General features: G+C 69.1%; 25 protein-coding genes and 1 pseudogene. 11 read left to right on the top strand and 15 right to left on the bottom strand.

The genetic code is table 11. The features are described from left to right. Nucleotides 1-291: 291 nt before the first annotated feature. Nucleotides 292-1,521, bottom strand: a complete 1,230-nt coding sequence (locus ABT342_RS35770) for an FAD-dependent oxidoreductase (protein WP_351582982.1) — start codon at nucleotides 1,519-1,521, stop codon at nucleotides 292-294. A 56-nt stretch (nucleotides 1,522-1,577) separates the two neighbouring features. Here ABT342_RS35770 and ABT342_RS35765 point away from each other — a divergent pair, with 56 nt between their 5' ends. Further along, nucleotides 1,578-2,300, top strand: a complete 723-nt coding sequence (locus ABT342_RS35765; RefSeq protein WP_351582979.1) for a TetR/AcrR family transcriptional regulator — start codon at nucleotides 1,578-1,580, stop codon at nucleotides 2,298-2,300. A gap of 260 nt (nucleotides 2,301-2,560) precedes the next feature. Here ABT342_RS35765 and ABT342_RS35760 read toward each other — a convergent pair whose 3' ends face one another. Next, the gene (locus ABT342_RS35760; RefSeq protein ID WP_351582976.1) at nucleotides 2,561-3,061 is read right to left on the bottom strand and encodes a hypothetical protein; all 501 of its coding nucleotides are present in this window, start codon (nucleotides 3,059-3,061) and stop codon (nucleotides 2,561-2,563) included. A gap of 77 nt (nucleotides 3,062-3,138) precedes the next feature. Beyond that, nucleotides 3,139-3,444 carry a helix-turn-helix domain-containing protein gene (locus ABT342_RS35755; RefSeq protein ID WP_351582973.1) on the bottom strand — a complete coding sequence of 102 codons (306 nt, stop codon included), beginning with the start codon at nucleotides 3,442-3,444 and terminating at the stop codon, nucleotides 3,139-3,141. 132 nt (nucleotides 3,445-3,576) lie between these two features. Here ABT342_RS35755 and ABT342_RS35750 point away from each other — a divergent pair, with 132 nt between their 5' ends. The 5 genes from ABT342_RS35750 to ABT342_RS35730 all read left to right on the top strand — a co-directional run bounded on the left by ABT342_RS35750 (nucleotide 3,577) and on the right by ABT342_RS35730 (nucleotide 6,617). Next, the gene (locus tag ABT342_RS35750) at nucleotides 3,577-3,807 is read left to right on the top strand and encodes a hypothetical protein (protein WP_351582970.1); all 231 of its coding nucleotides are present in this window, start codon (nucleotides 3,577-3,579) and stop codon (nucleotides 3,805-3,807) included. Beyond that, on the top strand, nucleotides 3,804-4,376 hold the full coding sequence (locus ABT342_RS38355) for a VOC family protein (RefSeq protein ID WP_502965673.1): 573 nt from the start codon (nucleotides 3,804-3,806) through the stop codon (nucleotides 4,374-4,376). The genes ABT342_RS35750 and ABT342_RS38355 overlap by 4 nt, the downstream gene beginning before the upstream one ends. Nucleotides 4,377-4,625: 249 nt before the next feature. Further along, nucleotides 4,626-4,967, top strand: coding sequence for a GNAT family N-acetyltransferase (locus ABT342_RS35740; RefSeq protein ID WP_351582989.1), 342 nt, complete (start codon nucleotides 4,626-4,628; stop codon nucleotides 4,965-4,967). Between the two features lie 184 nt (nucleotides 4,968-5,151). Beyond that, entirely contained in the window at nucleotides 5,152-5,640 is a 489-nt protein-coding gene (locus ABT342_RS35735) for a hypothetical protein (protein ID WP_351582985.1), read from the top strand. A gap of 107 nt (nucleotides 5,641-5,747) precedes the next feature. After that, nucleotides 5,748-6,617 carry an alpha/beta hydrolase family protein gene (locus tag ABT342_RS35730; RefSeq protein WP_351582967.1) on the top strand — a complete coding sequence of 290 codons (870 nt, stop codon included), beginning with the start codon at nucleotides 5,748-5,750 and terminating at the stop codon, nucleotides 6,615-6,617. Between the two features lie 228 nt (nucleotides 6,618-6,845). Here the strand turns inward: ABT342_RS35730 and ABT342_RS35725 are convergent, their stop codons facing one another. Next, a complete protein-coding gene (locus tag ABT342_RS35725) occupies nucleotides 6,846-7,247 on the bottom strand; it encodes a RidA family protein (protein WP_351582964.1) in 402 nt (133 codons plus the stop codon). Nucleotides 7,248-7,342: 95 nt separating this feature from the next. Between ABT342_RS35725 and ABT342_RS35720 the strand changes: the two genes are divergently transcribed. Both ABT342_RS35720 and ABT342_RS35715 read left to right on the top strand, forming a co-directional pair. Beyond that, nucleotides 7,343-8,317 (top strand): helix-turn-helix transcriptional regulator, encoded by a 975-nt coding sequence (locus ABT342_RS35720; protein ID WP_351582961.1) that lies wholly within the window; start codon nucleotides 7,343-7,345, stop codon nucleotides 8,315-8,317. Between the two features lie 221 nt (nucleotides 8,318-8,538). Continuing rightward, nucleotides 8,539-8,766 carry a hypothetical protein gene (locus ABT342_RS35715; RefSeq protein WP_351582958.1) on the top strand — a complete coding sequence of 76 codons (228 nt, stop codon included), beginning with the start codon at nucleotides 8,539-8,541 and terminating at the stop codon, nucleotides 8,764-8,766. Nucleotides 8,767-8,789: 23 nt separating this feature from the next. Here ABT342_RS35715 and ABT342_RS35710 read toward each other — a convergent pair whose 3' ends face one another. From ABT342_RS35710 to ABT342_RS35685, 6 genes and pseudogenes are all read right to left on the bottom strand, one after another. Then, complete coding sequence (locus tag ABT342_RS35710) at nucleotides 8,790-10,352, bottom strand: MFS transporter (RefSeq protein ID WP_351582955.1); 1,563 nt, start codon at nucleotides 10,350-10,352, stop codon at nucleotides 8,790-8,792. A 553-nt stretch (nucleotides 10,353-10,905) separates the two neighbouring features. After that, nucleotides 10,906-11,100: a hypothetical protein gene (locus ABT342_RS35705; RefSeq protein ID WP_351582952.1), complete on the bottom strand. Its 195-nt coding sequence runs from the start codon at nucleotides 11,098-11,100 to the stop codon at nucleotides 10,906-10,908. 482 nt (nucleotides 11,101-11,582) lie between these two features. After that, entirely contained in the window at nucleotides 11,583-12,080 is a 498-nt protein-coding gene (locus tag ABT342_RS35700; RefSeq protein ID WP_351582949.1) for a YfbM family protein, read from the bottom strand. A 194-nt stretch (nucleotides 12,081-12,274) separates the two neighbouring features. After that, on the bottom strand, nucleotides 12,275-13,417 hold the full coding sequence (locus ABT342_RS35695; RefSeq protein ID WP_351582946.1) for a hypothetical protein: 1,143 nt from the start codon (nucleotides 13,415-13,417) through the stop codon (nucleotides 12,275-12,277). 167 nt (nucleotides 13,418-13,584) lie between these two features. Beyond that, nucleotides 13,585-14,655 carry a hypothetical protein gene (locus ABT342_RS35690; RefSeq protein WP_351582943.1) on the bottom strand — a complete coding sequence of 357 codons (1,071 nt, stop codon included), beginning with the start codon at nucleotides 14,653-14,655 and terminating at the stop codon, nucleotides 13,585-13,587. Nucleotides 14,656-15,084: 429 nt separating this feature from the next. After that, a pseudogene (locus tag ABT342_RS35685) lies at nucleotides 15,085-15,438 on the bottom strand (asparagine synthase-related protein); the annotation flags it as partial. 71 nt (nucleotides 15,439-15,509) lie between these two features. On the opposite strand from ABT342_RS35685, the gene ABT342_RS35680 reads away from it, so the two are divergent. Further along, nucleotides 15,510-15,938 (top strand): peptide ligase PGM1-related protein, encoded by a 429-nt coding sequence (locus ABT342_RS35680; protein ID WP_351582940.1) that lies wholly within the window; start codon nucleotides 15,510-15,512, stop codon nucleotides 15,936-15,938. A gap of 22 nt (nucleotides 15,939-15,960) precedes the next feature. Here the strand turns inward: ABT342_RS35680 and ABT342_RS35675 are convergent, their stop codons facing one another. Beyond that, nucleotides 15,961-16,500: a class I SAM-dependent methyltransferase gene (locus tag ABT342_RS35675; protein ID WP_351582937.1), complete on the bottom strand. Its 540-nt coding sequence runs from the start codon at nucleotides 16,498-16,500 to the stop codon at nucleotides 15,961-15,963. Between the two features lie 228 nt (nucleotides 16,501-16,728). After that, nucleotides 16,729-17,454, bottom strand: coding sequence for a dienelactone hydrolase family protein (locus ABT342_RS35670; RefSeq protein ID WP_351582934.1), 726 nt, complete (start codon nucleotides 17,452-17,454; stop codon nucleotides 16,729-16,731). A gap of 355 nt (nucleotides 17,455-17,809) precedes the next feature. Here ABT342_RS35670 and ABT342_RS35665 point away from each other — a divergent pair, with 355 nt between their 5' ends. Both ABT342_RS35665 and ABT342_RS35660 read left to right on the top strand, forming a co-directional pair. Beyond that, a complete protein-coding gene (locus ABT342_RS35665) occupies nucleotides 17,810-18,880 on the top strand; it encodes a hypothetical protein (RefSeq protein WP_351582931.1) in 1,071 nt (356 codons plus the stop codon). Nucleotides 18,881-19,097: 217 nt separating this feature from the next. Next, a complete protein-coding gene (locus ABT342_RS35660; RefSeq protein ID WP_351582928.1) occupies nucleotides 19,098-19,874 on the top strand; it encodes an ATP-grasp domain-containing protein in 777 nt (258 codons plus the stop codon). Between the two features lie 469 nt (nucleotides 19,875-20,343). Here the strand turns inward: ABT342_RS35660 and ABT342_RS35655 are convergent, their stop codons facing one another. The 3 genes from ABT342_RS35655 to ABT342_RS35645 form a co-directional block, all read right to left on the bottom strand. Next, nucleotides 20,344-20,871, bottom strand: coding sequence for a ferredoxin family protein (locus tag ABT342_RS35655; protein WP_351582925.1), 528 nt, complete (start codon nucleotides 20,869-20,871; stop codon nucleotides 20,344-20,346). Between the two features lie 44 nt (nucleotides 20,872-20,915). Continuing rightward, nucleotides 20,916-21,491, bottom strand: coding sequence for a dihydrofolate reductase family protein (locus ABT342_RS35650; RefSeq protein WP_351582922.1), 576 nt, complete (start codon nucleotides 21,489-21,491; stop codon nucleotides 20,916-20,918). A gap of 241 nt (nucleotides 21,492-21,732) precedes the next feature. Next, nucleotides 21,733-22,617 carry a TIGR03619 family F420-dependent LLM class oxidoreductase gene (locus ABT342_RS35645; protein WP_351582919.1) on the bottom strand — a complete coding sequence of 295 codons (885 nt, stop codon included), beginning with the start codon at nucleotides 22,615-22,617 and terminating at the stop codon, nucleotides 21,733-21,735. Nucleotides 22,618-23,194 lie beyond the last annotated feature (577 nt).

Below are 23,194 nucleotides of genomic sequence, written 5' to 3'. Positions count from 1 at the left end.
CCTGGCCGGTCATACCCGCCTTGACCTGGTAGCCGTCCAAACCGCGTCTCCCCCGTGTGCATGCGATCGTGACCGCGAGCAGGCTAACACGCACCGAACATACAAACGATCACACGACCGCCGTCACACACACCTCCTCCACATCACCCGTCCACGGCACACCTGGGCGCTCATCCCGGCCCAGGCGATCGGCCCCAACTCGCCGTAGGCGTGCGGCGCGTACGAGCCGACGCCGCGACTTGCCCCGTTCTTCCTCGAACCCCGCATCGGCCACGTTGCGGCTGACCGTGTTCACGTCCGACGCCGCCCGTCCGCAGCCACCGGGCTGTGCGGTGGGTCGGGTCGAGTCGCCCGATCGGACGTCGTCCGAAGGGGCGGCAGTTCGCCGCAGTCGTGGGCGTAGAGCCAAGTCGTGGCCTTCTCGTGGAAGAGGCGGACCCCCACCGGCATCACCAGATCACGTATCCACCGCGCGAGCGGGCCGGCCGTCTTGGCGTCGCGGTTGCCCGAGGCCGCCTTGACCATCTTCGCGGTGCGGTTCGATCGGGCGGCCTCGTACGCGCAGAGCGCGGCCGCCACCGAGGGCTCCGCGGCCAGTGACTGTGCCAGGACCAGTGCGTCCTCCAGGGCCATCGACGCGCCCTGACCCGCGCCGACGGGGTGTGCGGCGTCGCCGAGCAGCACGATGTGGTCGTTGTGGCGGACCGGGACCGTGCCGAGCCTGTGCATCAGGGTGGGGCGGTGCAGTTCGACGTTCGCCTCAAGGATCGCGGACGGCACCTGTTCGTGCCGGTAGAGGCCGAGCAGGCGGCGCAGCCAGTCCTCGTCGGTGAGGCTGAGCTCCGGCTGTGCGGGGCAGGCGACTTGGGCCGACCACCAGACCTTGCCGCCGGGGGCGGCGAGGTGGATGAAGGCGCCGTTGCGGGCGAACGTCATGTTGAAGATGCCGGGCTCGGTCTCGATGCCGTCGGCGATGCCCGAGACGCTGTAGAGACCGGCGTACTCGGGGGTGGGCGCGTGCGGGTCGAGCAGCGACCGGGTGGCCGACCGGATGCCGTCCGCGCCGACGAGCAGCGACGCCTCCGCCGTACGGCCGCTCGCGAAGACCGCCCGTACGCCCTTCTCGGTGGTGCCCGCGTCCACCAGGCGCTCACCGGTCATGATCACCGCTCCGGCCGCCAGTGCCTCCGCGCGCAGCACCTCGACCAGCGCGCCCCGCATCAGGGTGACGCTGTGCAGCTCGTCGCCGCTCCGCCGGCCCCGTGGGACATCACCCAGCAGCTTGCCCGAGCTCGACCACATGCGCTGGTCAGGCACGTCAATCGCGGCCCGCCGCACCTGCTCCAGCACGCCGAGGGAGCGCAGCACCCGCAGACCGTTGGACGCCAGGCTCAGGAACGAGCCCACCTGGCCTGCCGGTTCGGCGTAGGCCTCGTACACCGTGACCTCCACGCCGATCCGCCGCAGCGCAATCGCGCTCGCCGCTCCGGCCACTCCGCCGCCGACCACGATGACGTCCATGCACGCTCCCTGAATCAACATTCAGTGAATCTAAATTCATCGAACGGGGATTCACTATGATCGAGGCCGGACCCCTCGTCAAGCCCGAGAAGGAGCCCCCGGTGGGCGTACGCAAGGAGAAGGCCGCCGAGACCGAGGCGGCGCTGAAGGACGCGGCGCGGCGGCTGTTCGCCGAGCGCGGCTATCTCGAGACGAAGATCACCGACATCACCCGCGAGGCCGGACGGGCCACCGGCTCCTTCTACGCCCACTTCGCGGACAAGAACGCCCTGCTCCAGTCCCTGTTGCGGGACCTGAACGCACAGGCCGACACGGAGATCGGTGCGGAAGGGCACCCGGCCGACCATGATCTGACGGACCCCGAGCAGCTGCGCGAACATCTGGCCGTCACCTGGCGGGTGATCCGCGACCACCTGCCGGTGGTCGTGGCCCTGATGCAGACGAACTTCGCCGGCCCGCCCGGAGAGGGCCGCGCATGGGCGAGCCTGGCCGAGGAAACGAGCACCTTCCGGGAGCACCTGGACTGGCTCCGCCGGCGTGGCCACCAGCTCCCGGGCGACCCGGCGCTGGTCGCCGCGGCCATGGGTGCGATGGTCTCGACGCTCGGGTTCGCTGTCATCACCGCAGGGGAGGGCGGCCCGCGGGCCACCGACGAGGAGATCGTCGAAACCCTCACCGCCCTGCTGCTGCACGGCCTGGCGGGACCCGCGCCGGGTGCGGGCTGGCCAGCCGGCACGGGCACGGTGGGTGTTCCGGAGCGTCGACGGTGCGCCGGGTGATCCGCGGGGGACCGGTGGGCGGGGCGGGCTTTGCCGGCCGAGCGGGAGCCGGAGGCGGCCGCGCATACTCTGCGGGCGGCCGCGCATACTCTGCGGGCGGTCGCACATGCGGCCGCGGTCGGGGCGGTGGTGCGCTTGTCCGGCGACGCCGGCCAGGGGGAGGCCGCCGATTCGCAGTACGCCGCCCCGGACTCAAAGGCCTCTTGGCTTGGCCTGCCGAGACTGCACCCCACGGGCGGCGGCCGAAGTCGTACGGGGGTTCACGCCGGTACGGGATGATCCCGTCCACCGGTGGGGTCGTCCACCGGGGACTCGTCGTCGTCCTCTTCGCCGCCGTCGCAGTACGGGCACCACGGTGCCAGGCGGCCGTGTGTCCGGGTCGTCCAGTTGGCGACCGCGGTGAGAGAGAGCCCGAGGCCGAGGAAGACGTTCGCCGCTCCTGCCGCACTCTCCATTCCGGCCACCCCGTACAACGGACTGCAGGCCAGGACCACGATGCCGAGGTGCACGGTGCAGCTCAGGAAGAACCGCGGGAGGGTTTCGTACGCGCTGTGGAACACCCTCAGCCCCCAGCGCGAGTTGCGGTCTTCCCGAGCCGACTCCGCCGGGTTGAGGGGCATCTCCTTGACGCACTCCACACAGGGCCGCCCGAACCGGTGCCGGAACTGCATCACGATGGAGCCGGCCAACAGCACATTGCCGATCGCGGCGGTGACCAGGCCGATGTCCGTCTCGTAGGTGACCGCGAGGGCGAAGATCATGACGCCAACGGCGACCACGTACAACGTGTCCCCGTAGTGGCGATGCCTCACTTTGGAAGCTCGGTTGCGCCATTCCGTCATCTGGAGTTCACCTCGGTGGCTTTCCTGGGCAGGGGGTCATGGGGCGTGTGGTCGGCTTCGCGGGGTACGAGGGCCACCGTGAGGTCGGTGCCCATCGCCTCCGCAACTCTGCGCAGGACATCGAGACTCGGCAGACTCCTGGCGGCTTCCAGCCGGGAGACGTGCGGCTGTCTCATGCCGGCCGCGTCCGCCAGTTGGCGCTGGGACCAGCCGAGTTCCGTCCGGCGGTCGTGTACGGCCTGGGCGATCCGGTAGGCGAGGTCCCGTTCCTCGAGCTCGTCGGACTCTTGCTTCCTTGGCATACCTCCAATGGTATGTATACCTTGAGTGGGATACAAGAGCGTGGGGTGGTCGTGGTTCGCGCCATGCCGCATCACCTCACTGCGTACGCCGAGTTGGCGGACGAGTCACACGCGGCCGACGGAAGGGAACAGATGCTCAAGTTCATCGTTCGACACCACAACGTGCTCACGCTGACCGCCTTCTCGTGCGGTGCGCTCTCGCTCGGGTTGGCGGAGTTCCTGGGTGACGGCCTGCCATCGTGGGGGATCGTCTGGACGGCGGGATTGGTGGCTACGGCAGGCATGCGGGTATGCACCGCGCGGCTCTACGGGCGAAGCGGCGCGCCCGCCGGCGCTGCCGACCTCGCGGGCGGTGCGTCGTGATCACGGACCTGCTCGTGATCTACACGACCCGGCTGGAGGCGTGCCGCGACTTCTACGCCGGCCTCGGCCTCGACCTCGTACCGGAGCGGCACGGCAACGGGCCGGACCACTACGCCGTGATCCTCGCCGACGGAGCTGTCCTGGAGCTGTACCCGGCCACGCGTCGACCGGAGACCGGCTACCTGCGCCTCGGGCTGACGGCGCCGGCGTCGGCGCGCGGCGCAGGGGGGCGGGCGGCCGGTCGGCACACTCTGACCGACCCTGACGGCCGTACGGTCGTCCTGACCGTCCCGGAGCGGAGCACCATGACCGACGAACAGACCGCACGCGACGCCGTGCGCGGCATCCTCGGGGATGCGGCGCGGACCGAAGTGCGGGTGTTCCCCGGCGGCAACATGTCGATCGGCATCACTGTCGGAGGTCACGCCGCGATGGTCGACGGCGAAGACGCGACGGGGTGGGGCTGGAGCGTGGATCCGGGTCCCGACGAGGGGTTCACCGGGCACGACCACGGCGCGGACAGCCTTGAGGAGGCCCTCCGCGGCGTGCGCGGGAAGATCGGTTCCTGATGCGCGTTCCTCGGGCCCGGGTGCCGGCCCGAGGGCGTCAACGTGTTGGACATGCTCGAAACGGCCGAGGTGTACCGCGACGGCGTCGCCCCCGGCCTGAGGGTCAGGACCTTGAGGCCAGGCAGGCAAGTCGGCGCACGTCGTGGCCCCCGCGCGCACGCTCCTCGACGAAGCGGGCAGGACACTCCTGGCCGGAACCACACGTCTGGACGTCATTCATTGCGTCTCGGTTGAGGCGCGGCGGAGCGGCTGGAGTCGGGTGCCCGACCCCTCGCGTCAGAGTGGGAATCACCGTGTCGACAGGACAGCACCGTCCCACCGTCCGACCTGCCGGCGGGGAAGATCTTCAGGACCTCCAGGCTCTCGCGCGCATCGACCCCGGGTCACCATCGTCAGGGGCTGGGCCGCCTCCTGCTGCAGCATGCGGAAGCAACACTCCTCGCTCAGTACTCCACTATCCGACTTGAGAGCTTCGCGGATAACGCCGCAGCCAACTCCTTCTATGGAGCGTGCCGTTGGCTGCACGGGGACCGGCTGACTGGCGAGGCACCGGCCAAGATCGAGTACAGCAAGAGCGGCACGAACGATTGAGGGCTGCTCATACCGCTGCTCATACCGGGTCAGGCGGTGTCGGTCCTGTCGACGACGGCGCGTAGGCGCTGGTCGTGCGCAGGCAACTGTTCGGGAATGCGGCGCGCGGTCGTGGAAGCGTCCCTTCCTCACCGAATGCTGATCGTGAGCCAAAGCCGTGCGGCAGAATCACGCTGTGAAGTCCATGGGGGTCCTGGCCGAACTGGAAGCGCGCATGGCCGAGCTTTCCACGCCGAGGCGGGTGTACGTGGCGACCGGGCGGTTCACCGAGCCGGATCCCGACCTGCCGGAGCTGGCGGCCCGGATCCGCGCACTGCTGGCCGCGGTCGCGGCGGACGAGGCCTGGCGGCGCTTCCTGCCCGGGTACGACCCGCCGCCCGTCCCGGAGATCTGCGCCGCTCTGGAACCGGTGGAGACACACGCGGCCGCCGAGTTCCTGGCCCAGGTCGCGGCCGTCGACCTGGTCTGGCCGGACCACCGGCACCTGCCCGCCGAGGCCGCCGAGCGCGCAGCGGCCCAGGTGGTGTACCTGCTTGGACCGGAGGGCAGCTGGTGGACCAACCACGACGCCGGATGCGGTGCCGTGAACGGGCTCACCCCACTGTTCGACAGCCTGCTCGCAGGGACGGACGGCGAGCACTTCGCGCTGGCCCTGCAGATCGCCGACGACTGAGCGGCCTGCCTCGTAGGCGTGATCAAGCCAGGCCGCCCGGCGGGTGGCAGTCCCCAGTCAATGGGAGAACGGCCGTGCGGGGCAGGTGACATCCCTACGATGTCGCCATGATGATCTCTGGACCGGAGCAGCCGCTGATACGTGTCCTGTACGACGAGTCCCGAAGTGACCTGCGGGATCCGGCTCGTCCGCGTCCCATCCGTCTTTACCTGTGGGAGCCGAGCCATCCGCCGGCCGAACCCGCTCCGCTGATCGTCGTCTCGCACGGCACCGGAGGTTCGGGCAGCACCATGGAATGGCTGGTACGACCACTGCGCCAGGCGGGCTTCCGGGTCGTGGCTCTTGACCACCACGGCAACAACTTCGTCGACGGCTACGAGCCGGAAGGCTTCCTCCACGTGTGGGAACGGCCCCGGGACGTTTCCTTCGCCCTCGACGTGCTCGCTCGCGAGCAGCCCCTCGGCCCGGTCGGTGCGGCGGGCTTCTCCATCGGCGGTTATACGGTGGGTGCACTTGCCGGGGCCCGTCTCGATCCGCAGATCCTGTGGGCGGTGCTGACGGGGGCGGTCCCTTTCCCGGAGATTCCCGAGTTCCCCGGCGTGCTGGAGGCGCTCCGGAAGAAGTACCCGCTGGACGAGTCGTCGCGACGTGCGCTGGACGCCGCTGCGGCGGACCTCTCGGACCCCCGAGTGCGGGCGGTCTTCCAAGTGGCCCCCGGAGTCGGCGGCCTCGTGACCCCGGAGAGCCTGGCAGCCGTGGAGGTGCCGGTGGGCATCCGCTGGGGTGGCGCGGACACGATCACCCCGTACGAAGTCGACACCACGCCGTACCTGGAGCACATTCCCACGGCGAGCGGCCGCTCGGCCGGCCCCGACGTCCGCCACGACGACTTCATCACACCGGAACCTGCCGACCCGGCTGTTCGTGTTCGGGTCGGCGGGGAGGCAGCCGCGTTCTTTCAGCAGCACCTTCGCTGAATCCTGCGCCTGTTCGGCCCTACGGCTTGCCGGCGGAAGACGTGGAGGAGCCGGAGCCGGGTCAGGCACGGGTGAGGAAGAAGCCGGTGGCGCGTTCGTCGAGTTCGGCGGAATCCGTCGACGCCTCGTAGGCGAGCCGTGTGCGCTCGCCTACGAGGCGGTCCCTCACCGGATACCGAACCACCACCCGCGTCGGGTCGAAACAGCCCGGATGCGGGCGGCGGCGAGTCAGGGGCGGGCGGCGAGGGCCTCGACCTCGAACAGCACGTCAGGCGTGGCCAGGCTCGCGACACCGATGAGGGTTTGCGTGGGCGGTTTCGTACCCCAGTTCTCCTGCACGGCCCCGGCGATCGGCCCAAGCTTGCTGACATCATGGTTCACCACATACGTCCTGAGCTGGACGACGTGGCTGAGGTCGAGCCCATGGGCGGCAAGGGCGACGCCGATGTTGTGGAACGTCCGCTTCACCTGCTCGGCGAAGTCGGTCGAGACAACCGCGCCGTCCGGGCCCGATCCGTACTGACCCGCGATCAGTACCAGTTCCGTACCTGCGGGGACGGTGGCAGTGTGGCTGTAACCGAACGGGACCGGGTCGTGCAAACCGTCCGGATTGACGATGGCGTGTGCCATGCGGGTCACCTCTCGTGTGCGATGTGCCTGTGTCGTGCTGAAGCCTCCCAACGAATCACGACATCCTGTGTCACGTATTCCGATAGCGTTCTTGTGTGCGCGCCGATCGGTTGGTCTCGCTGGTGCTGCTGCTGCGGCAGCACGGTCGGCTGTCCGCGGCCACTCTGGCCCGCGAACTGGAGGTGTCCACCCGCACCGTGCTGCGCGACATCGAGGCGCTGTCCGCAGCCGGCGTCCCGGTCTACGCCGAACGCGGTCGGCACGGCGGTTTCGCGTTGCTGCCCGGTTTCCGGACCGAGCTCACCGGGCTGAACCACGACGAGGCACTTGCTCTGCTGGTCGCCGGATCGCGGCGCGGCGCGCAGGCGTTCGGCCTCGGCTCGGCGCTCGCTTCGGCGATGCTCAAGGTGGTTGACGCGCTGCCCGAGAGCTATCGGGACACCGCGGCCGGCGCGGCTCAGCGATTGCTCATCGACCCGGAGACCGACCTCCTCTCGCGTCGGCTGGTCGCGGAGGAGGTGCCTGACACCATCGTGGCCGAGGTCCTGCGTGCTGCGTTCTCCGGACACAAGCTGCGCATCCACTACGCGGCGGTGGACCAGACCCCGAAGTGGCGCACGGTGGATCCGATCGGCCTGGTCACCGTGCGCGACCAGAGCTACTTGCTGGCCACGAGGTCCGGCGCGGACCGCACCTACCGGCTGTCCCGCATCCTGGCCGCAGAGCAACTCGCCGAACCGGCACAGCGACCGGGGCGGGTCGATCTGGACCGGGCCTGGCAGGAACGCAGCAGGCGGTTTCGGACCGGAGGCGACCAAGTCACCGTGCTGGTACGTCTGGACCCGGCGCGGCGGGAGGAACTGGTGGGCACCGCACTGGCCGTCCGCACCGAAGAAACCGACGCGGACGGCAGGCTGCGGCTGGAGGTGACCTTTCAGGACCGGAGACACGCCGAATGGGCGCTGTGGCAGCTCGCCACGAGCGCGGAGGCCCTGACCCCGCAGTGGTTGCGCGACTCGCTGCGCGACCGTGGCGCGGCGATCGCCACCTGCTATGGAGCGTCATCCTGAGAGTTGTCGACGAAGGCGATCTGCCCCGCCGGCTCTGGCGGGTCACGCAGACCGCGTTCGCGTCGGAAAGCCAGACCATCCACCCCACATCGGATCACTGCTCGTGACGGCCGGCGGCCAGACAGCTCCCCGCTACGTGGCCGCCAGAGGGGAATCTCAACTGGCCGCCAACAGTTGCCATTCGGCTTCCCGGTGAACCGCGTCATGCTGCGGACTCGGGTGTGGCCGATGTGGCCGATGTGGCCCGTGCCTCGGGCGCCCTGTATGACGTCACCAACGTCCTCTGCAAGCGGCTGTTCGCCGCCGAAATCGACACCGGTCAGCCCGGCGTCGCTGCCGAGCTCGCATGGGAGGCGCTTCTCGTGATCGCAGACGCTTGGCGAGATACGCCCCATGTGCCCGATGAGCTGCGGAAGCTCGTATTTGATGCTGCCCTGCGGCGAGCCTGAGCCTGGGTTCTGCCATCACACTCTCAGACGGAGCTGCGGGCCTCTTCGCAGTCCGGCTCCGGTATCGGACCCTTCTTCCTTTCGACAGCAGGCAAGGTGATCAGCAGCACAGCTGCTCCAAGGAGTGCGATGACCGCGATCCAGCCCGCGCCGACGTGCATAGCATGGATAAACGCATTGTCAGCAGCCTGAGCAAGAGCGGGCCGGTGGATAGCGGTGGCGACATGGCGGGCCTGTTCGGCGGAAACTCGCGCCTGATCCTGCACCGGACCGGGTAGACCCTCCAGCGAAGGTTCGATCGCACGTCGGTACATGATCGACATGATCGTGCCGCCTACTGCGATTCCGATCACACTGCCGGTTTGTCGCACGGTGTTGGTGACGGCCGATCCTGCACCGGCCTGTTCCAACGGCAGGTTGCTGAGCAATGCGGCCGTAACGGGGCCGATCACCATGCCGATCGAGAGACCCTGTATCAACAGCAGGATCTCGATCCAGACGAGTGGAGTTTGGAGTCCGAGGAACCCGTACCCGCCCATGGTCAGCGCGGCCACGGTCAGCGCCGGCACAGTGATAAAGCGTAGCGACAGCAGTTGAACCAGGCGCGAGGCGAGGGGCGCCCCCGCGAGCGCGCCGAATGCGGTCGGGATATTGGCCAAACCCGCCTTCATCGGAGAAAATCCGAGCGCGCCTTGCAGGTAGAACGCGTTATAGAAGGTGATGGCGGCCACACCGAAGAGCAGCAATCCGAGCGCCATATTGCCGCCACCGAATGTGCGTTGCGCGAGCAGTCGCGGATCAAAGCTGGGCACCTTGACACGCAGTTCGACCAGTACGAAAACGGCCAGCAGGACCAGACCGGCAACGATCGGTGCCCAGACGTCGGTACGACTCCACACAGCCACCTGCCCCGCCCGGATCAGCCCGTAGGCCAACGCCACGAGCCCACTGATCGACAGCAGCATTCCAGCCGGGTCCAGTGGCCGCAGAGTGGGGCTTCGGAAATTCGGAACCAACACGGCGAGCCCGGCCAACGTCAATGCCGCGACCGGGACATTGATCAGAAAGACCGAGCCCCACCAGAAATGATCGAGCAGGAACCCGGCCAGCACCGGGCCGGCAGCCATTCCGACACCGGCCGACGTCGAGAAAATGCCGATCGCGGCAGCCCGCGCGGGGCCAGTAAAGGTCCACGTAAGGATGGCCATCATGGCGGGCGTGATCAGCGCGCTGCCCACCCCCATCGCAGCTCGAGCTGCAATCAGCTGGCCCACATCGCTTGCGTACGCCGCCCACAGCGAGGACCCGGCGAAGATCACCAACCCACTGGAAAACACAGTCCGGTGACCGAACCGATCGCCCAATGCGCCTGCAGTGAACATCAATGTGGCGAAGGCCAGAGTGTACGAACCGGTCGCCCATTGCAGCTGACCGGGATTGGCCCCCAGTCCGCGGACCGGGTCTGCAAGGGTCTCCAGCGTAGTACTCAGGACGGTATTTTCTAGCCAAATCAGCAGCGAACACAGCATAAGAACGGCAAGAGTCAACTGCTGCCTGGACTTCGGCAACGTTGGAGGCGCGGTCATGAACACCTTCGGATATCGATCGGCGGGAACCTGAACGACTGGACCATAAGGAAACTCCGCAGCACCGTCAAGCTTGGAGTTTCTTGTCAATGCTGTTGCGACTGAACGGACTTTATGCCCTCTGCCAGATTTGCGGACTCAACAATTTTGTGCCCTCGGGTGGATTTGCGTGTTGGAGAATTTCATGACTTCCGGAGGGTGGCGACTGTGCGGATTTCATGCCCTCCAGTGAGCTGTCGCACCGCGTCCTGCGACCCCTGCTCGGTGCCCACGCCCAGCCGCAGCTCCTGCCCGCCCAAGACTGCCGGAACACTGGCACTCACCTGACGCCTCCTGACGCTTGCGGTCGTCCATAGTGGGGCGGACGGGATCAGGGACTGGCGGCAGTTCAGCGCTGATCGAGCCCCCTGTCTCGCGGGCCAACGACCAGCCTGGCGGCGTCGCCGCTATTCGATGGGGTGAGCTTCGGTGTCAAGGCTGTGGGGACCTGAGCGTCGCCGGTAGGCGTGGGTAACGGGTTCCGCTGCAGCTCGGTGAAGCCCCATGGGTCGGGTCAGTGGAACCAGACGACGAGACGTACGTTCTCCGCGCCGTGAACTTCGCTGAGGATCCGCATGACGCTCCAGACCCGGCCCCAGTCGCTGTCGGGCCCAGCGGCCGAGGCGCGGCTTCGTGTGCCGGAGGCGTCTGTCTCCTGCCAGTCGGTGGCGGCCGGCTCGGCCCAGGTCAGCCAAGTGGTTCCATGCACGTAGCGGGGGCCGCCGTAGGCGGCGAACTCACCACGCAGGCCGTCCGACGCGTCACCGGGGAAGCCACGATCCTCAGCCAGGGGGTGGAAGCCGAAGTAATTGCGGATTCCGAAGAGACAGGCCAGGCCGTCGTAGGCATTGCCCCTGTTGAGCAGGAAGAGATCGATGGCGGCTTCCTACACGGAGTCCTCGTCGCCGGGACCCCACAGTCGGGCCCGGGGTCGGCACTCGATCATTCCGCTGACGTCGGTCGGCATAGGGAGATTCTGCCTGGGCAGGAGGGGAACCGGCGTCTGCTTTTCCCTCCCCGCGCGCTCACTGCCCGGCGGAGACCTCCGTCTCAGCCGGATCGGCAGACGTCATGGCGTGCCGGGTGGGGCGACCCCAGGACACCTTCCAGGTCAGTCGGTCGTGACGATGCGTAGTTTCCTCGTCTGCCCTGGCGGCCGCACACGCAGGCACCGGAGGCGCGGCACGGCCGTCAGAGCTGCCAGACCAGCACGGCGTGACCCTCGCGGGCCGCCCCGCCGAAGAACTCCACGAGCCCGTCGTACAGGTGGCGTGCCCACTCCAGTGTCCGGGGCCCGTCCCAGCCGTGCCGGCAGAGCCCCGCCTCGACGAGCTCCTGCGGGTCGGCGTGGGCGGCGAGTCGGTCGTACGGAAGCCCGGCCAGTTCGCGTGCCACCGTGCCGACCTGATCGGCGGTCAGATAGCGGTAGTCCCCGTCCTGCGGGTCCGGGTAGCGGACCGGCTGCTCGCCGCGGCTCACGTCCACGGGGAACCCGGAGCGTCGCAGCAGCAGTTCGAGGAGGGGCCAGGCCGTATAGGTGTGGTAGTAGAGCGCGTCGCCGGGCTCGGGCTCGGTCGCCTCCTCGCCCTCGCGGACGTCCTCCATGTGGTTCCACGCCCAGACGGGATCCCGCTTGACCTGCTCCAACTCCGCCGCCGTCAGGCGGAGGTACTCCCCGATACCACTCATGGGGTCATGCTGGGCACGGCAGTGATGCCGCTGCTCCGGCGGGACCTGCGCAAGGCCCCCCAGACGCCGCCCTGCCTCGGTGACTTGGCCACTGGCCGGATTCGACGACGGCGAGGACCTCCGGTGTGGTGGAGGTGTCCGGGCGGCACCCCACGCGGAGGTCCTGCCGTCTGCTTGCCTTCACACGGCAGGGATCACCACGTGCCGCGCTCGTGGTGCATGGTGAGGCAGAGTGCCCAGACGTCGGAGTAGGTGTTCGGTGAAGCTGATCCCCCGGCGTGGATGGCGGCCGTCCAGTACGCGGGCCTGGTGGTTCCGTCACCGACCGGGTTGCCGTCGGAGTCGCTGGGGAAGCTTCCGTTGAGGTGGGTTCCGCCCGAGCCTGCCTTGGTGAAGCCGGTCGTCGTCACATTGCCCCCGCTGGCGGCGGCACCCCCGCTGATCAGAATTTCCCTGTCGCCCTTCGCACCGCGGCCTCGCCTGTCGCGGTCCTGACCGTGGTCGTCGGCGCAGCCGACCGTTGCCGTCTGGCCCGTGCCTCCCTGCGTCGGGCCGGCAACCTCGCGGAAGTGGACCCGCGTGGTCATACCACTGGCGTTGACGCGGTCGCCGCTGCAGATCGCGTAGGCATACGTCGTGTTGTTGTTGTTGCCGTGTCCGCCGCCGATTCCCCCGACCGCGGTCCAGGAGTCGGGGTTGGTCTCTCCGTCGGCAGCGGCCTTCCGGCCGAAGTCGTGCGCGGCGTCGTTGAAGGAGGGGAAGCTCGCGATCGGCTTGAGGCTGCCGACGCTGGCCGGAGTGCTCCGGGCGCCGCCACCGAGCAGCATCGTGCCGGTGGGGCACGTCGCCGTGACGATCTTCGCCGACTGCGGCTCGGTGGGGCCGTCGATCCGGTTCATGATGATCTGGGTGTGCCTGATCCGTGGGGTGGAGAGGCACATCGCGTACGACGTGGTGGAAAAGGCGGGACTGGCGTTGCCCCCGCTGCCGCCGAACGCGAGCCAGTGCCTGACGTCGGTGCCGACGACCCCGGTCGAGCCGTCGTACTCGTTGAGGCCGTCGGGGCTGGGTGCCATGCCCAGCACGTGGTTGCCGTTGCGCCTGGTGTCGGTACCGATGGTCTGGTTGACCCCGCCGCCGGAGACGAGACCGTCGGCACAGTCCGCGCGGGACGAGACACCGGTGAAGGTGGTCGCGGGGCCCATGGTGGGCTCGGGTGTCGTCACGGTGACTCCCGCGACGTCGGCGTAGGCGATTTCCGGTACTGCCAAGGCGAGCAGGGCGCCCGGGATCAGCACCTTCCCCAGGACGGAGCGGCGCAGGGCCTTCTTGTTCATCGCATTCTGTCTTTCTGTCGTCAACGCGCGGGGGACGTGGCACGAGAGCGAGCGTCGATCGGAGGCGGCGTTGTGCGGGTGGTGCAGCTGGTGCGGGTGGAACGGGTGATCCGCGGGCGGGCTGCCGCCGGCGTCGTGCTCGCCCGCGGATCGATGGCGCCGGTGACTCAGACCCCGTCGTCGGCGCACAGCGCCCAGACGTCGGAGTGGTTGTTCGCCGATGACTGGCCGCCGGTGTGGGTGAAGGCCGTCCAGGACGCCGCCGTGGTGGTCCCGTCACTTACGGGGTTGCCGCCGGCATCGCTGGGGTAACTGCCGTTGAGGTGGTCGCCGCCCGAGCCCGGCCCGGTGAAGTTGGTGGTGGTCACGTTGCCGCCGCTGATGGCGGCGCCCCCGCTGACCAGCTTTCCGTCCCCGCCACCGCAGGTGACCGTCGCGGTCTGGCCCGTGCTGCCGGTGTTCGGGCCGCTCACCTCGCTGTGGCGGACCTTCACGGTGACGCCGCTGACGCCGATGCCGTTCCCGCTGCAGATCGCGTAGGCGAAGGTCTGGTTACCGGCGTGGGAGTTGTTGTCCCACCCGACGGCGGTCCAGGAGTCGGGGTTGGTCTCCCCGTCGGCGGCGGCCTTCTGCCCGAAGCCGTGTGCGCTGTTGTTGAAGGTGGGGAAGCCGGCTATCGCCTTGAAGGAGCCGGTATCGCCGGGCGTGACCAGGGCACCGCCGCCGAGCAGACGCGTGCTGGCCGGGCAGGTCGCCGTCACCAGACCCACCGTCGACCCGGTGGTGGGTGCGCTGACCTTGTTCATGACGACCTGGGTGTGGTTGATCAGGTTGCTCGTGAAGCACATCGCGTAAGGGGTGGTGGAGAAGGAGGAGTTGATCTGGCCTCCGCTGCCGCCCTTGGCGATCCAGTACGTCACGTCCGTACCGCCGGTCGAACCGGTGTATTCGGTGGAGCCGTTGGAGCTGGGCTCGGTGCCCAGTACGCGGTTGCCGTTCACCCCCGTGCCCGTGCCGATGGCCTGGTTGATCCCGCCGCCGGAGATCAGCCCACTGGTGCACTGGGCGCTGGTGGAGATCGACGAGCTGGTGGTCGTGGGGCCGAGGGTCGCCCCAGGCGTCTTGACGGTGACGGCCACGGTGTTGGCGTACGCCGTACCCGGCGCCGCCAGGGTGACCACCGCGCCCAGGGCCAGTGCCCTTCCCAGGGCAGGCAGCCGCAACAGTTTTCTTGTCATCGGATTCCATCTTTCTGATGGTCGACACGGCGCATGCGGAACGAAGGCCCGGTTCGAGAGCAGCGCCGTACAGCGGGAAGAGAGCCGTTTGCCTGACATGCCGGTCCCGCTCCTCGTGGGTGTTCCCGTCGGGGGCCCGGCGGAGAGGCGGATGTGGGCCCGGCCGTCTCCGAAGTGAGCGCTCACCTGGGGCGATCTGGGCAGCGGGAGCCCGCGCGCTCCCGCACCGAGGGTCACCCATGCGTACGCAAATGCGGACTGTACCAGCAGAGTTAGGTCACATCTACTGTGTCTTCAGGGGAGAGTGCCTGGTATCTGCGAGAGCTGTGCCCTGGGTGGTGCTCGGGGTACGAACGCTGCGCTCGTGACCCTCGGCAGCCCGGGGCGGGCGTGGCTCCGGCCCCGCAGGGGGCAGTAAAGGGAGCTGCCTCAGATCCTTAGCTCCACTCCGTAGGCCCGCAGCCAGGTATCGAGGGCCAGTACGACCTCCGCGCCGTGCCGCACACCCTCCGCCGTTCCTGCGCCGCGGACGCGCCGCCGCAGCGCGGCAGCGTCCACCAGACCGTGGATCGGTGCCGTCGGATCGTCGAGGGCCGAGGTGAGCGCGTCGCGCAACGCCTCCCCGTAGGAGTGGCTCTGGACCGCCGGATACGGACTCTTCCGCCGATGGGTGATCACGTCCGGCAGCAGGTCGCGTGCGGCGGCGCGGAGCAGGCTCTTCTCCCGCCCGTCGAACGTCTTCATGGCCCAGGGGCAATTGAAGACGTATTCCACCAGCCGGTGATCGCAGAACGGAGGCGACTACGGGGTGGACTTCCTCGCCAGACGCCCCCCGGCGGCCGGCAGCTCCTGGGATGCGAGATCAATCTGCGGGCCACAGGAAACAAGCATGCCGTCGACATCGTTTCGGGGCTCCGGGGGACGCGCGCCACACCGGACGGCCGCCTCCTCATCCACGCCCCGGGGGCAACGGCCGGCCCAAGGAGTCCGAGCGTGTCTACGAGGCGACGAACAGCATCACCGACCCTCGCTACGCGGGGCTGCGGCCCGCCCAACTCATCCACGCAGTCACCCGTTCTCCCCTCGGTTACGACCGTGCGCGCGCGACCGGCGTGGTGCTGCACATGATGAGCGCCGCCGCCGGCGACGGGAAGTTCGGTGCCGTGTGCATCGGAGCCGACCGCGCCGAGGCCGCAGCGCTGCTGCGGGGGCTGCGGGAACTGGTGGACGATCTGGCCACAGGCAGTCGCCGTGGTCTGCCGGTCGAACGCTCTCGACGATGACCGAGGGTGTGGATGCCGCGGGTCAACTCGGCCGACGTTCCCCGCGGGAGGCGGCACCGGCCCGCACCGCAGTGATCACGGTGGCGGTGTAGTACATGCGAAAGGCGCCGCCAACGTGTCGATGGCGTTCCCGATGCGTGCGATTACCTCGCTCAGCTGCTGCGGAGAAGCCGCCTGTGGTAGGCAGCTCTTCCAGCCAATCATCCCGGGTGTAGAAGCGCTCCCAACTGAATCGCCACTGCTCCGGTTCGGTGAACTCGCCCGTTTTTTGCATTCCGTCGGCTGTCCGGGGGGCTGCCGACGTGTACCTGTCCGTACCGGTCGTCCATCGCCTCAGCGCACGTGAGCCGGGCAGCAATTCGCGATAGACGGCGGCAAACACCTCCGCCACTTCGGGATCGGGCTCGCCGACGTTCCAGAATGCTGCGAATCGGCCGCCGGGCCTGAGCACCCGAGCAGCCTTTGCCGCTCCCGCAACAGGATCCACCCAGGGCCATGCCTCGCCTGAGACGACCGCATCGAATTCTCGCCCGGCGGAGTCCCAGGACTCGAAGTCCGCCACCTCGACCTCCAGCCCGTGCCGACGCGCCCATGCGCCCGTCGGGCTCGACACCGAGGACCCGGCAGCCGGCCGCCCGGAACTGCCGGGCCGCAATGCCGGTACCGATGCCGACATCGATGACATCGGGCCCCGGGCTGGCCGAAATGATCGCTTTCACCATGGCGTTTTGCCGGCAATTCGGGGCCCGGCTTGACCGCGTACCGCCGATGGCATTTTTGACGCTCCCGCTCACTCCGTTAGCGGCAGGCACTCGGAGAGCAGGCCGACGATGTCGCGCCAGGCCCGCTGCGCGTGCTGCGGGTGGTGGCCGACGCCGGGGAGCACGGTCTGGTCGACCGGCGGATGGTGGAAGGCGTGCAGGGCTCCGCCGTAGACCATGAGGCGCCAGTCGACGCCTGCGGCCTGCATCTCGGCGGCGAAGGCGTCCCGTTGCGCGGGGGGCATGATCGGGTCCTCCGATCCGACCCCGGCCCACACGGGGCAACGGATGCGCGCCGCCTCGCCCGGTCGGCCCGTGGTCAGCGCGTTGACCGTCCCGATCGCGCGCAGGTCGACGCCGTCGCGCCCGAGTTCCAGCACGATCGCGCCCCCGGTTCCGTAGCCGACAGCGGCGATCCGGTCGGGGTCGGTCCGCGGTTCGGCGCGCAGCACATCGAGTGCCGCGTGGCCGATACCCCGCATCCGGTCGGGGTCGGCGAGCAGCGGGGTCGTGTGCGCCAGCATCTCCTCGGGGTCGGTGAACCAGCGCCCGCCGTTGATGTCGAAGGCCAGCGCCACGTAGCCCAGTTCGGCGAGGGCGTCGGCGCGGCGGCGCTGGAAGTCGTTCAGGCCCGGCCCCTCGGGCCCGATCAGGACTGCGGGCCGGCGGCCGGCACCGGCGGGGAGCGCGAGGTGCCCGACCATCGTCAGGCCGTCGGCCCGGTATTCGACCGTGCGCGTGGTAACCGTCGTCATGAGACTGGACTGTAGTGATCGTCGAACCCGGACGGGCCGGTCTTCACTGTCGGCAGAACGGCGTAGGCCGCAGGCGTCTTCGAGGATGCCCCTGCTCGAAGGGTGGCGATGGCGGCGCGGGCCCGGCCGCACGGGCGGTCGCACGCGGCGGGCGGGATCGTGGCTGTGGTCCTGTCCGCCGCCTCCGGCTGACCAGTGGGGTCACCGGCTCGAAGCGCGGGCTGGGGTGTGAACCCAGCGATCACGTGAGGGGAACTGCAGTGCGATCATGTAATCGGCTCTGGAGAGAGGCCGGGGCGGTGCCTGAAGTGGGGGATTCGGTGTGAACGTTGGTGGGGAGCAGAGCGGTTCATCCGTGCCTGACGAGGAGTGGGAGCGGTTCCTGCGGGAGTCGGCGGACGGCGTGCCGGACGCGCCCAAGGAACCGTCGGCGCGGGCGCGAGACGTGGCGCGGCGGTTGAGTCAGGAACCGGTGAGGGCAGAGGCATGGCGCGCCTACTCGCCGGTCCGGCCAAGGCGGAAGAAGGCCTGGGCTGTGGCCGGGTTGTTGGCCGCGCTCGCTCTGCTGGTCGTGGCCTTGGATCCGGGGCGGGTGGTCGGGTGGTCCGACGGTGGGGGTGAGACGGGTGGGCCGCTTGCCGCGGAGTCGACCCGCCCGGACCAGCCGCCCGCCGCGGAAGCCGGACGGCCCACGCTCGACGAACCGTTCAAGGGTTCACCTGCGGCGCGCTGGGCGAACGGTACGGCCGGGATCACGGTACCCGCGGCCAAGGCGACCGGGTGGATGAGCACGGCGCAGGTGGAACAGGCTCTCGGCCGAACCCGCGACTTCCTCGCCGCGGCCGGCCTGGATCCGGAGGTGCTGCGGGGCGGGCGCCCCGAAAAGGCGATCGCCCGGATCAACCCGCATCAGCGGGACGTCCAGGACTATCTGACGACCGCGCTGCGGGCACCGAGCGAGGAGAACGACCCGCTGCTGCTCTTCAGCCGGTTCGACACGACACGCGCACGTCTGGTCGGGCAAGTGGTCAAGACCCGAGGCCGGCTCACGTACCGGGAGGGCGAGCGCGGCGCACTCCAGGTGACCGCCGATGTCACATTCGTGTACCCGGTCGTCCGTGCCACGGCGGGCAGTGACGAGGTCGCGCGTACGATCGTGCGGCGCGAGTTGGTGTTGAACTGGGACGATCCCGCGAAGGTGATTTCCGAGCCAGGGACTTTCTCTCTCGTCTCGTACAACGTCGACATCACCAACGGTGGTTGCGGCCCCGCAACCGGCTATTTCATCCCGACGTTCGGCACCGACCAGGCAGCCGCTGGGGCGGCTGGTGGCCCTGAGGTCGATCCGTACGATCGCAGCACGTCCATGGCGGAGCGGATGCAGGAAGCCGAGGACGAAGAATGCGGAACCGCGACACGCTCGTGACGCTCGTGAGCGGGGGCGGGAGCGAAACCCGCCCACGGTGACGCGGAGGCCGTGTGAGGACATCCGACGGTTCGCACCGGGCCATCACACCACTCGCGTCCGACACGGGTCACGGAACCGCGGCCGGAGCCGATTCGGCTCCGGCCGCGGTTCCGAGAAGGCGGACGCTCTGGTATTCGGTGGGGTGACAACCGGTCTTGCGTCATGATCGATTCCCATGACTCTCGTTCTGCCACCCCGGCTCACCGCCTCGGCGGAGGCGGTGAGCGACGCCGCCGAGCGCCGCGGCCTGTGCACCGTGCAACTCCCCACATTCGCGGTACCTTCCGGATTGCGTGCCGAGCATCTGCACGCCGGGCCGACCTTCGCCGACGCCGTAGCACCCGCTCTCGATATCGCTCTGCTGCAGGCATCCGAAGACTGGCTGGCGCGCCTGCCCTACGAGTACACGCAGCGAGAGATCCTCGCCATGCCTATCCGCGAGGCGTGGGCCCTGCGCCGCCCCGCGTTCGTCAAGTCGCCCAATGACAAGGGCATTCGGGCGTTGGTCTACACCGACGGCTCGCGGCTGCCCGGCCCGGACCAGGTGGACCCGCAGACACCCGTGCTGGTCAGCGACGTGGTGGAATTCACTGCCGAGTACCGGCTGCATGTGCTCGACGGCATGGTGCACACCGGCAGCCAGTACGCCGAGAGGAGCGAGCTGCGCCTCGGGCCGCTGCCACCCGACGCGTCCGCCTTCGGCGCGGACTTGCTGGCCGGTTACGGCGACACGCTGCCTACGGCCATCGTCGTCGACGTGGGAGTGTCCAACGGACGTTGGGCAGTGATCGAGGCCAATGCTGCCTGGGCAAGCGGCATCTACACCGCCGACCCCCAACGAGCTCTGGACGTCATCCTCCGAGCCACCGGCCCGGTCGATGCCGTCACCTCACGCAACCGCCCGTACCTGCGCATGCCAACCGGACGTGTGCCGCAGCCCGCGGCGGACTGAGACAGGGGGACGGGAAGGGGCTCAGTGTGCCGGACTGCCGAAGCGTTCCAGCGAACCCAACGCGACTGGGCATTCCGGCGGGTCCTCCTCGGCCCCCCGAGCCGACCGACGCCGACGCGTACTGGGGGCCGGAACGCTCTTCATCGCGTGAGGCGGTGAGCCGGCCACCTGTCGCGAGTGCGTACGCGCGGGAACTGCACCGCCTGGAAGCTGATGTCCCAGGTCGGTCTGCGAGTCAGCGAGGCACGCGTATTGCGGCGTTCGACGCCGCCTCGCTCCAGAAGCGGTGGGCTCTGCCCTACGGCTCCGGCCGGATCGTGCCCAAAGACACCGGCTTCCGACACGGCGCGGTGTACGGAGAGGTGGACGACGAGCCGGTCGTCCTGGACGGCAAGACAGGGCAGGACCGGCAGACCTCGCCCGGCCCTGCGCACTTGTGCGCCGCGGCTCCTTCCTCAACGGACAGAAGCTAGAGCTGCGGTAGCCGGTCCGTCACCGCCGGAGGGCGCCGCTCGTCGAGCCAGAAGAGATAGACCCGAAGATGCGTGGCCAGCTCGCCGTCAAGGTACGCGGCGTAGTCCCGGGCAGCGGCGGCCGTCCCCTGCCCCGACTTCTCGTCGTCAGCCTCGAACGCGCCGCGCCGGTCCGCCAGGTACTCCCGGATCCGCCCCCGGTCCCGCCACCACTCCCGGACCGCTGCCGGCGTCCAGTGCGCGTCACCGTCACAGCCGTAGCCTGAGAAGGCCTCCGCCTCGGCAGCGTCGACCAGCGACCGGAGCTCCTCCGCCGTCCGCGGCTGACGGTAGACGTACTCGTTGAAGTACTCGCCCTCATAGAGCACGAGTCCCGGTGCGTGGATCCTTCCCGTACCACAGTTGTCGGTGTCGGCACCGTAGAACGGTCCGGGCACATTGAGCCACTGCCGGTCCGCCCAATGCCCGCCGAAGAACGTGCGCGCGTCGCCGAGCAGTGGCAATGGGTCGAAGTAGAGATCCACAGCAGAAGAGTAGCCAGGGTCCGAGGATCGCCGGACAGGTCCTACTAGGACTCGGCATCGCGTGCCACGCGGTAGCGGAGGTGGACGACTCTCGAGCTGAAGGTGCGGGTCTCTACGAGGTCGAGATCCACCCGGCGCTCGCGCCGGGGAAAGAACGGGATGCCGCCGCCGACCAGCACCGGGTAGACCATGGCCCGGTACTCGTCGATCAGACCCAGCGCGGCCGCCTCGGCGGCGAGAGTCGCGCCGCCGATCGCGATGTCGCCCTTCCCCGGCTCGGCCCGCAACCGCTCGATCTCCTCCGCCAGGCCGCCGGAGGCCAGGCGGGCATTGCCCTGCACCGCCGACAGAGTGGTGGAGAACACCACTTTTGGGAGTGGCTTCCAGATCGCGGCCCACTCGAGCATGGAGTCGTCGAGCGATGGATCCTGGTCGGCGGTCTCCCAGTACAGCATCGTCTCGTACAGCCGTCGTCCCATCAGGTGGACGCCGACCTCTCGAATCTCGTCGATCCAGAAGCGGAAGACCTCCTCGTCGGGCGCCGTCCAGTCGAAGTCGCCGTCCGGTCCGACGATGTAGCCGTCAAGTGAGACGCTCATCGAATAGGTCACGCTGCGCATCAGAAGTCCTCCTCGGTGACGGGATCGACGGTACGACCGCCGGGCGGCGCAGGACTCGCGGCTCGCGGGATCCCCTGGGGTGGCCGCTACCGCCCGTGTCCCGAGGACCGGCTACGTACACCCCTGCTACAGCCGCACCGACTCACCCGGCATCCGCCGCGAGGTTGTCCAGCACGCCGACCACGCCGAGGAACGCTCCTACGGCTCAGCCGCCACCGACTTCGCCTCCCCTGCCACGACATCAGGTGAGTCGCGGTGCCACTTCGGCCGCGACCCACTCCATGGCCTCCCCGACATGCTCGGCCGCGACAGGCAGCCACAAGGTGCAAGCGGTGAGCCCTGCCTCGGCGAGCCGCCCGAGGTCGTCGGCGACACTCGCTGCGGTGGGCGTGGCGCCGCCGAGCGGCCGTCCCGGTGACGTGACCGCCGCGGGGACACCGGGCGGGGTGAGGAACGCCGCCGAAGCGAGCGTCAGGCGGTCAGCGTTCTCTGCGCCGGCAAGGTCACGCAGGCGACGCCGGACGTCGGTGACCTCCGCGGCGTCGGCGCCGGTGCCGTACCAGCCGTCGCCGAACCGCAGCGCACGGCGCAGGGCGGCGTCGCTGTGTCCGCCGACCCACACGGGCGGACCACCGGCGGTGAACGGGGGCACCCCCAAGTGCGCGGCGTGCAGTGTGGTGAACGGCCCGTCGAAGTCTGCGGGCCGCCGTGTCCACAGGGCCTTGGCAGCGGCAAGGTGGTCGTCGGTGCGCGCGCCGCGCTCACGGGCGGGTACGCCCACGGCGGCGAACTCGTCAGGGTTCCAGCCGGTGCCGACGCCCAGGAGCAGGCGGCCGCCGGACACGACATCCAGGGTGGCTGCCTGGTTGGCGAGCACCAGCGCGGGATAGTACGGCGCGACGAGTACGGACGTCAGCAGCCGCAGGCGCGTCGTCGCCCCTGCGACGGCCGACAACAGAACAAGCGGGTCCGTGTCGAGGCCGAAACCGCTGTCCAGGAGGCGGTTGCCGACTGCAACGTGATCGAAGCCCAAATCTTCGGCGTGGCGTGCGGCGTGGAGTACGCCGGCCCCGTCGTCGAGCGGCCAGCGCGGTTGCAGGGAGACGCCGAGGCGCAGCAGGGTCATGAGGTTGCCTTTCGGTGGCAGTCCGGTGGCGAGACGACGATCACCCGACCGCCCTGTCGCCACACCCAACTCCCGCACTGCCCCTCTTTCATCCCGGCCGTGGCACAGCAGATCGCCCGTCATCCCGTATGGTGCTCACCGGCCGAGGCCGCGACCTCCACGACCCGGTCAACCTCCAGGGGATGTTCGGCGGAGGCGGGCAACACCCGCAGGCGGGCCCGGCCGTGGTTGCCGACGGGCCCGGCCGCAGTTTCGCGCAGAGTACGACGAGTGGACGAGACCGATCGACGAATGTCGAGGCGGACCCCACCGGCAACCCGCCCCACAACGCCGAGGTCTTGCTCAGCGACGGATTGAACCCCACCGCCTTGAGCGCAGCGCCTCGTGTCCGCAGAGGCCATCAGAGGCCATGTGTTGGGTGACCCTGAGCTGCCCCGAGTTTCGTAGAGTCCGATCTTGATGGTTCAGGCGGACTGCGGGGTTTGCTCCTGGCTACGCCAGAAGGCTTCCTCGTACTCGGCGGGCGGGACATAGTCGAGCGCGGAGTGGAGACGTTCTTCGTTGTACCAGGTGATCC

Source organism: Streptomyces sp. NPDC000410, assembly GCF_040300305.1.
Taxonomy (GTDB): Bacteria; Actinomycetota; Actinomycetes; order Streptomycetales; family Streptomycetaceae; genus Streptomyces.
This window is presented reverse-complemented; position numbering and strand designations above follow the sequence as displayed.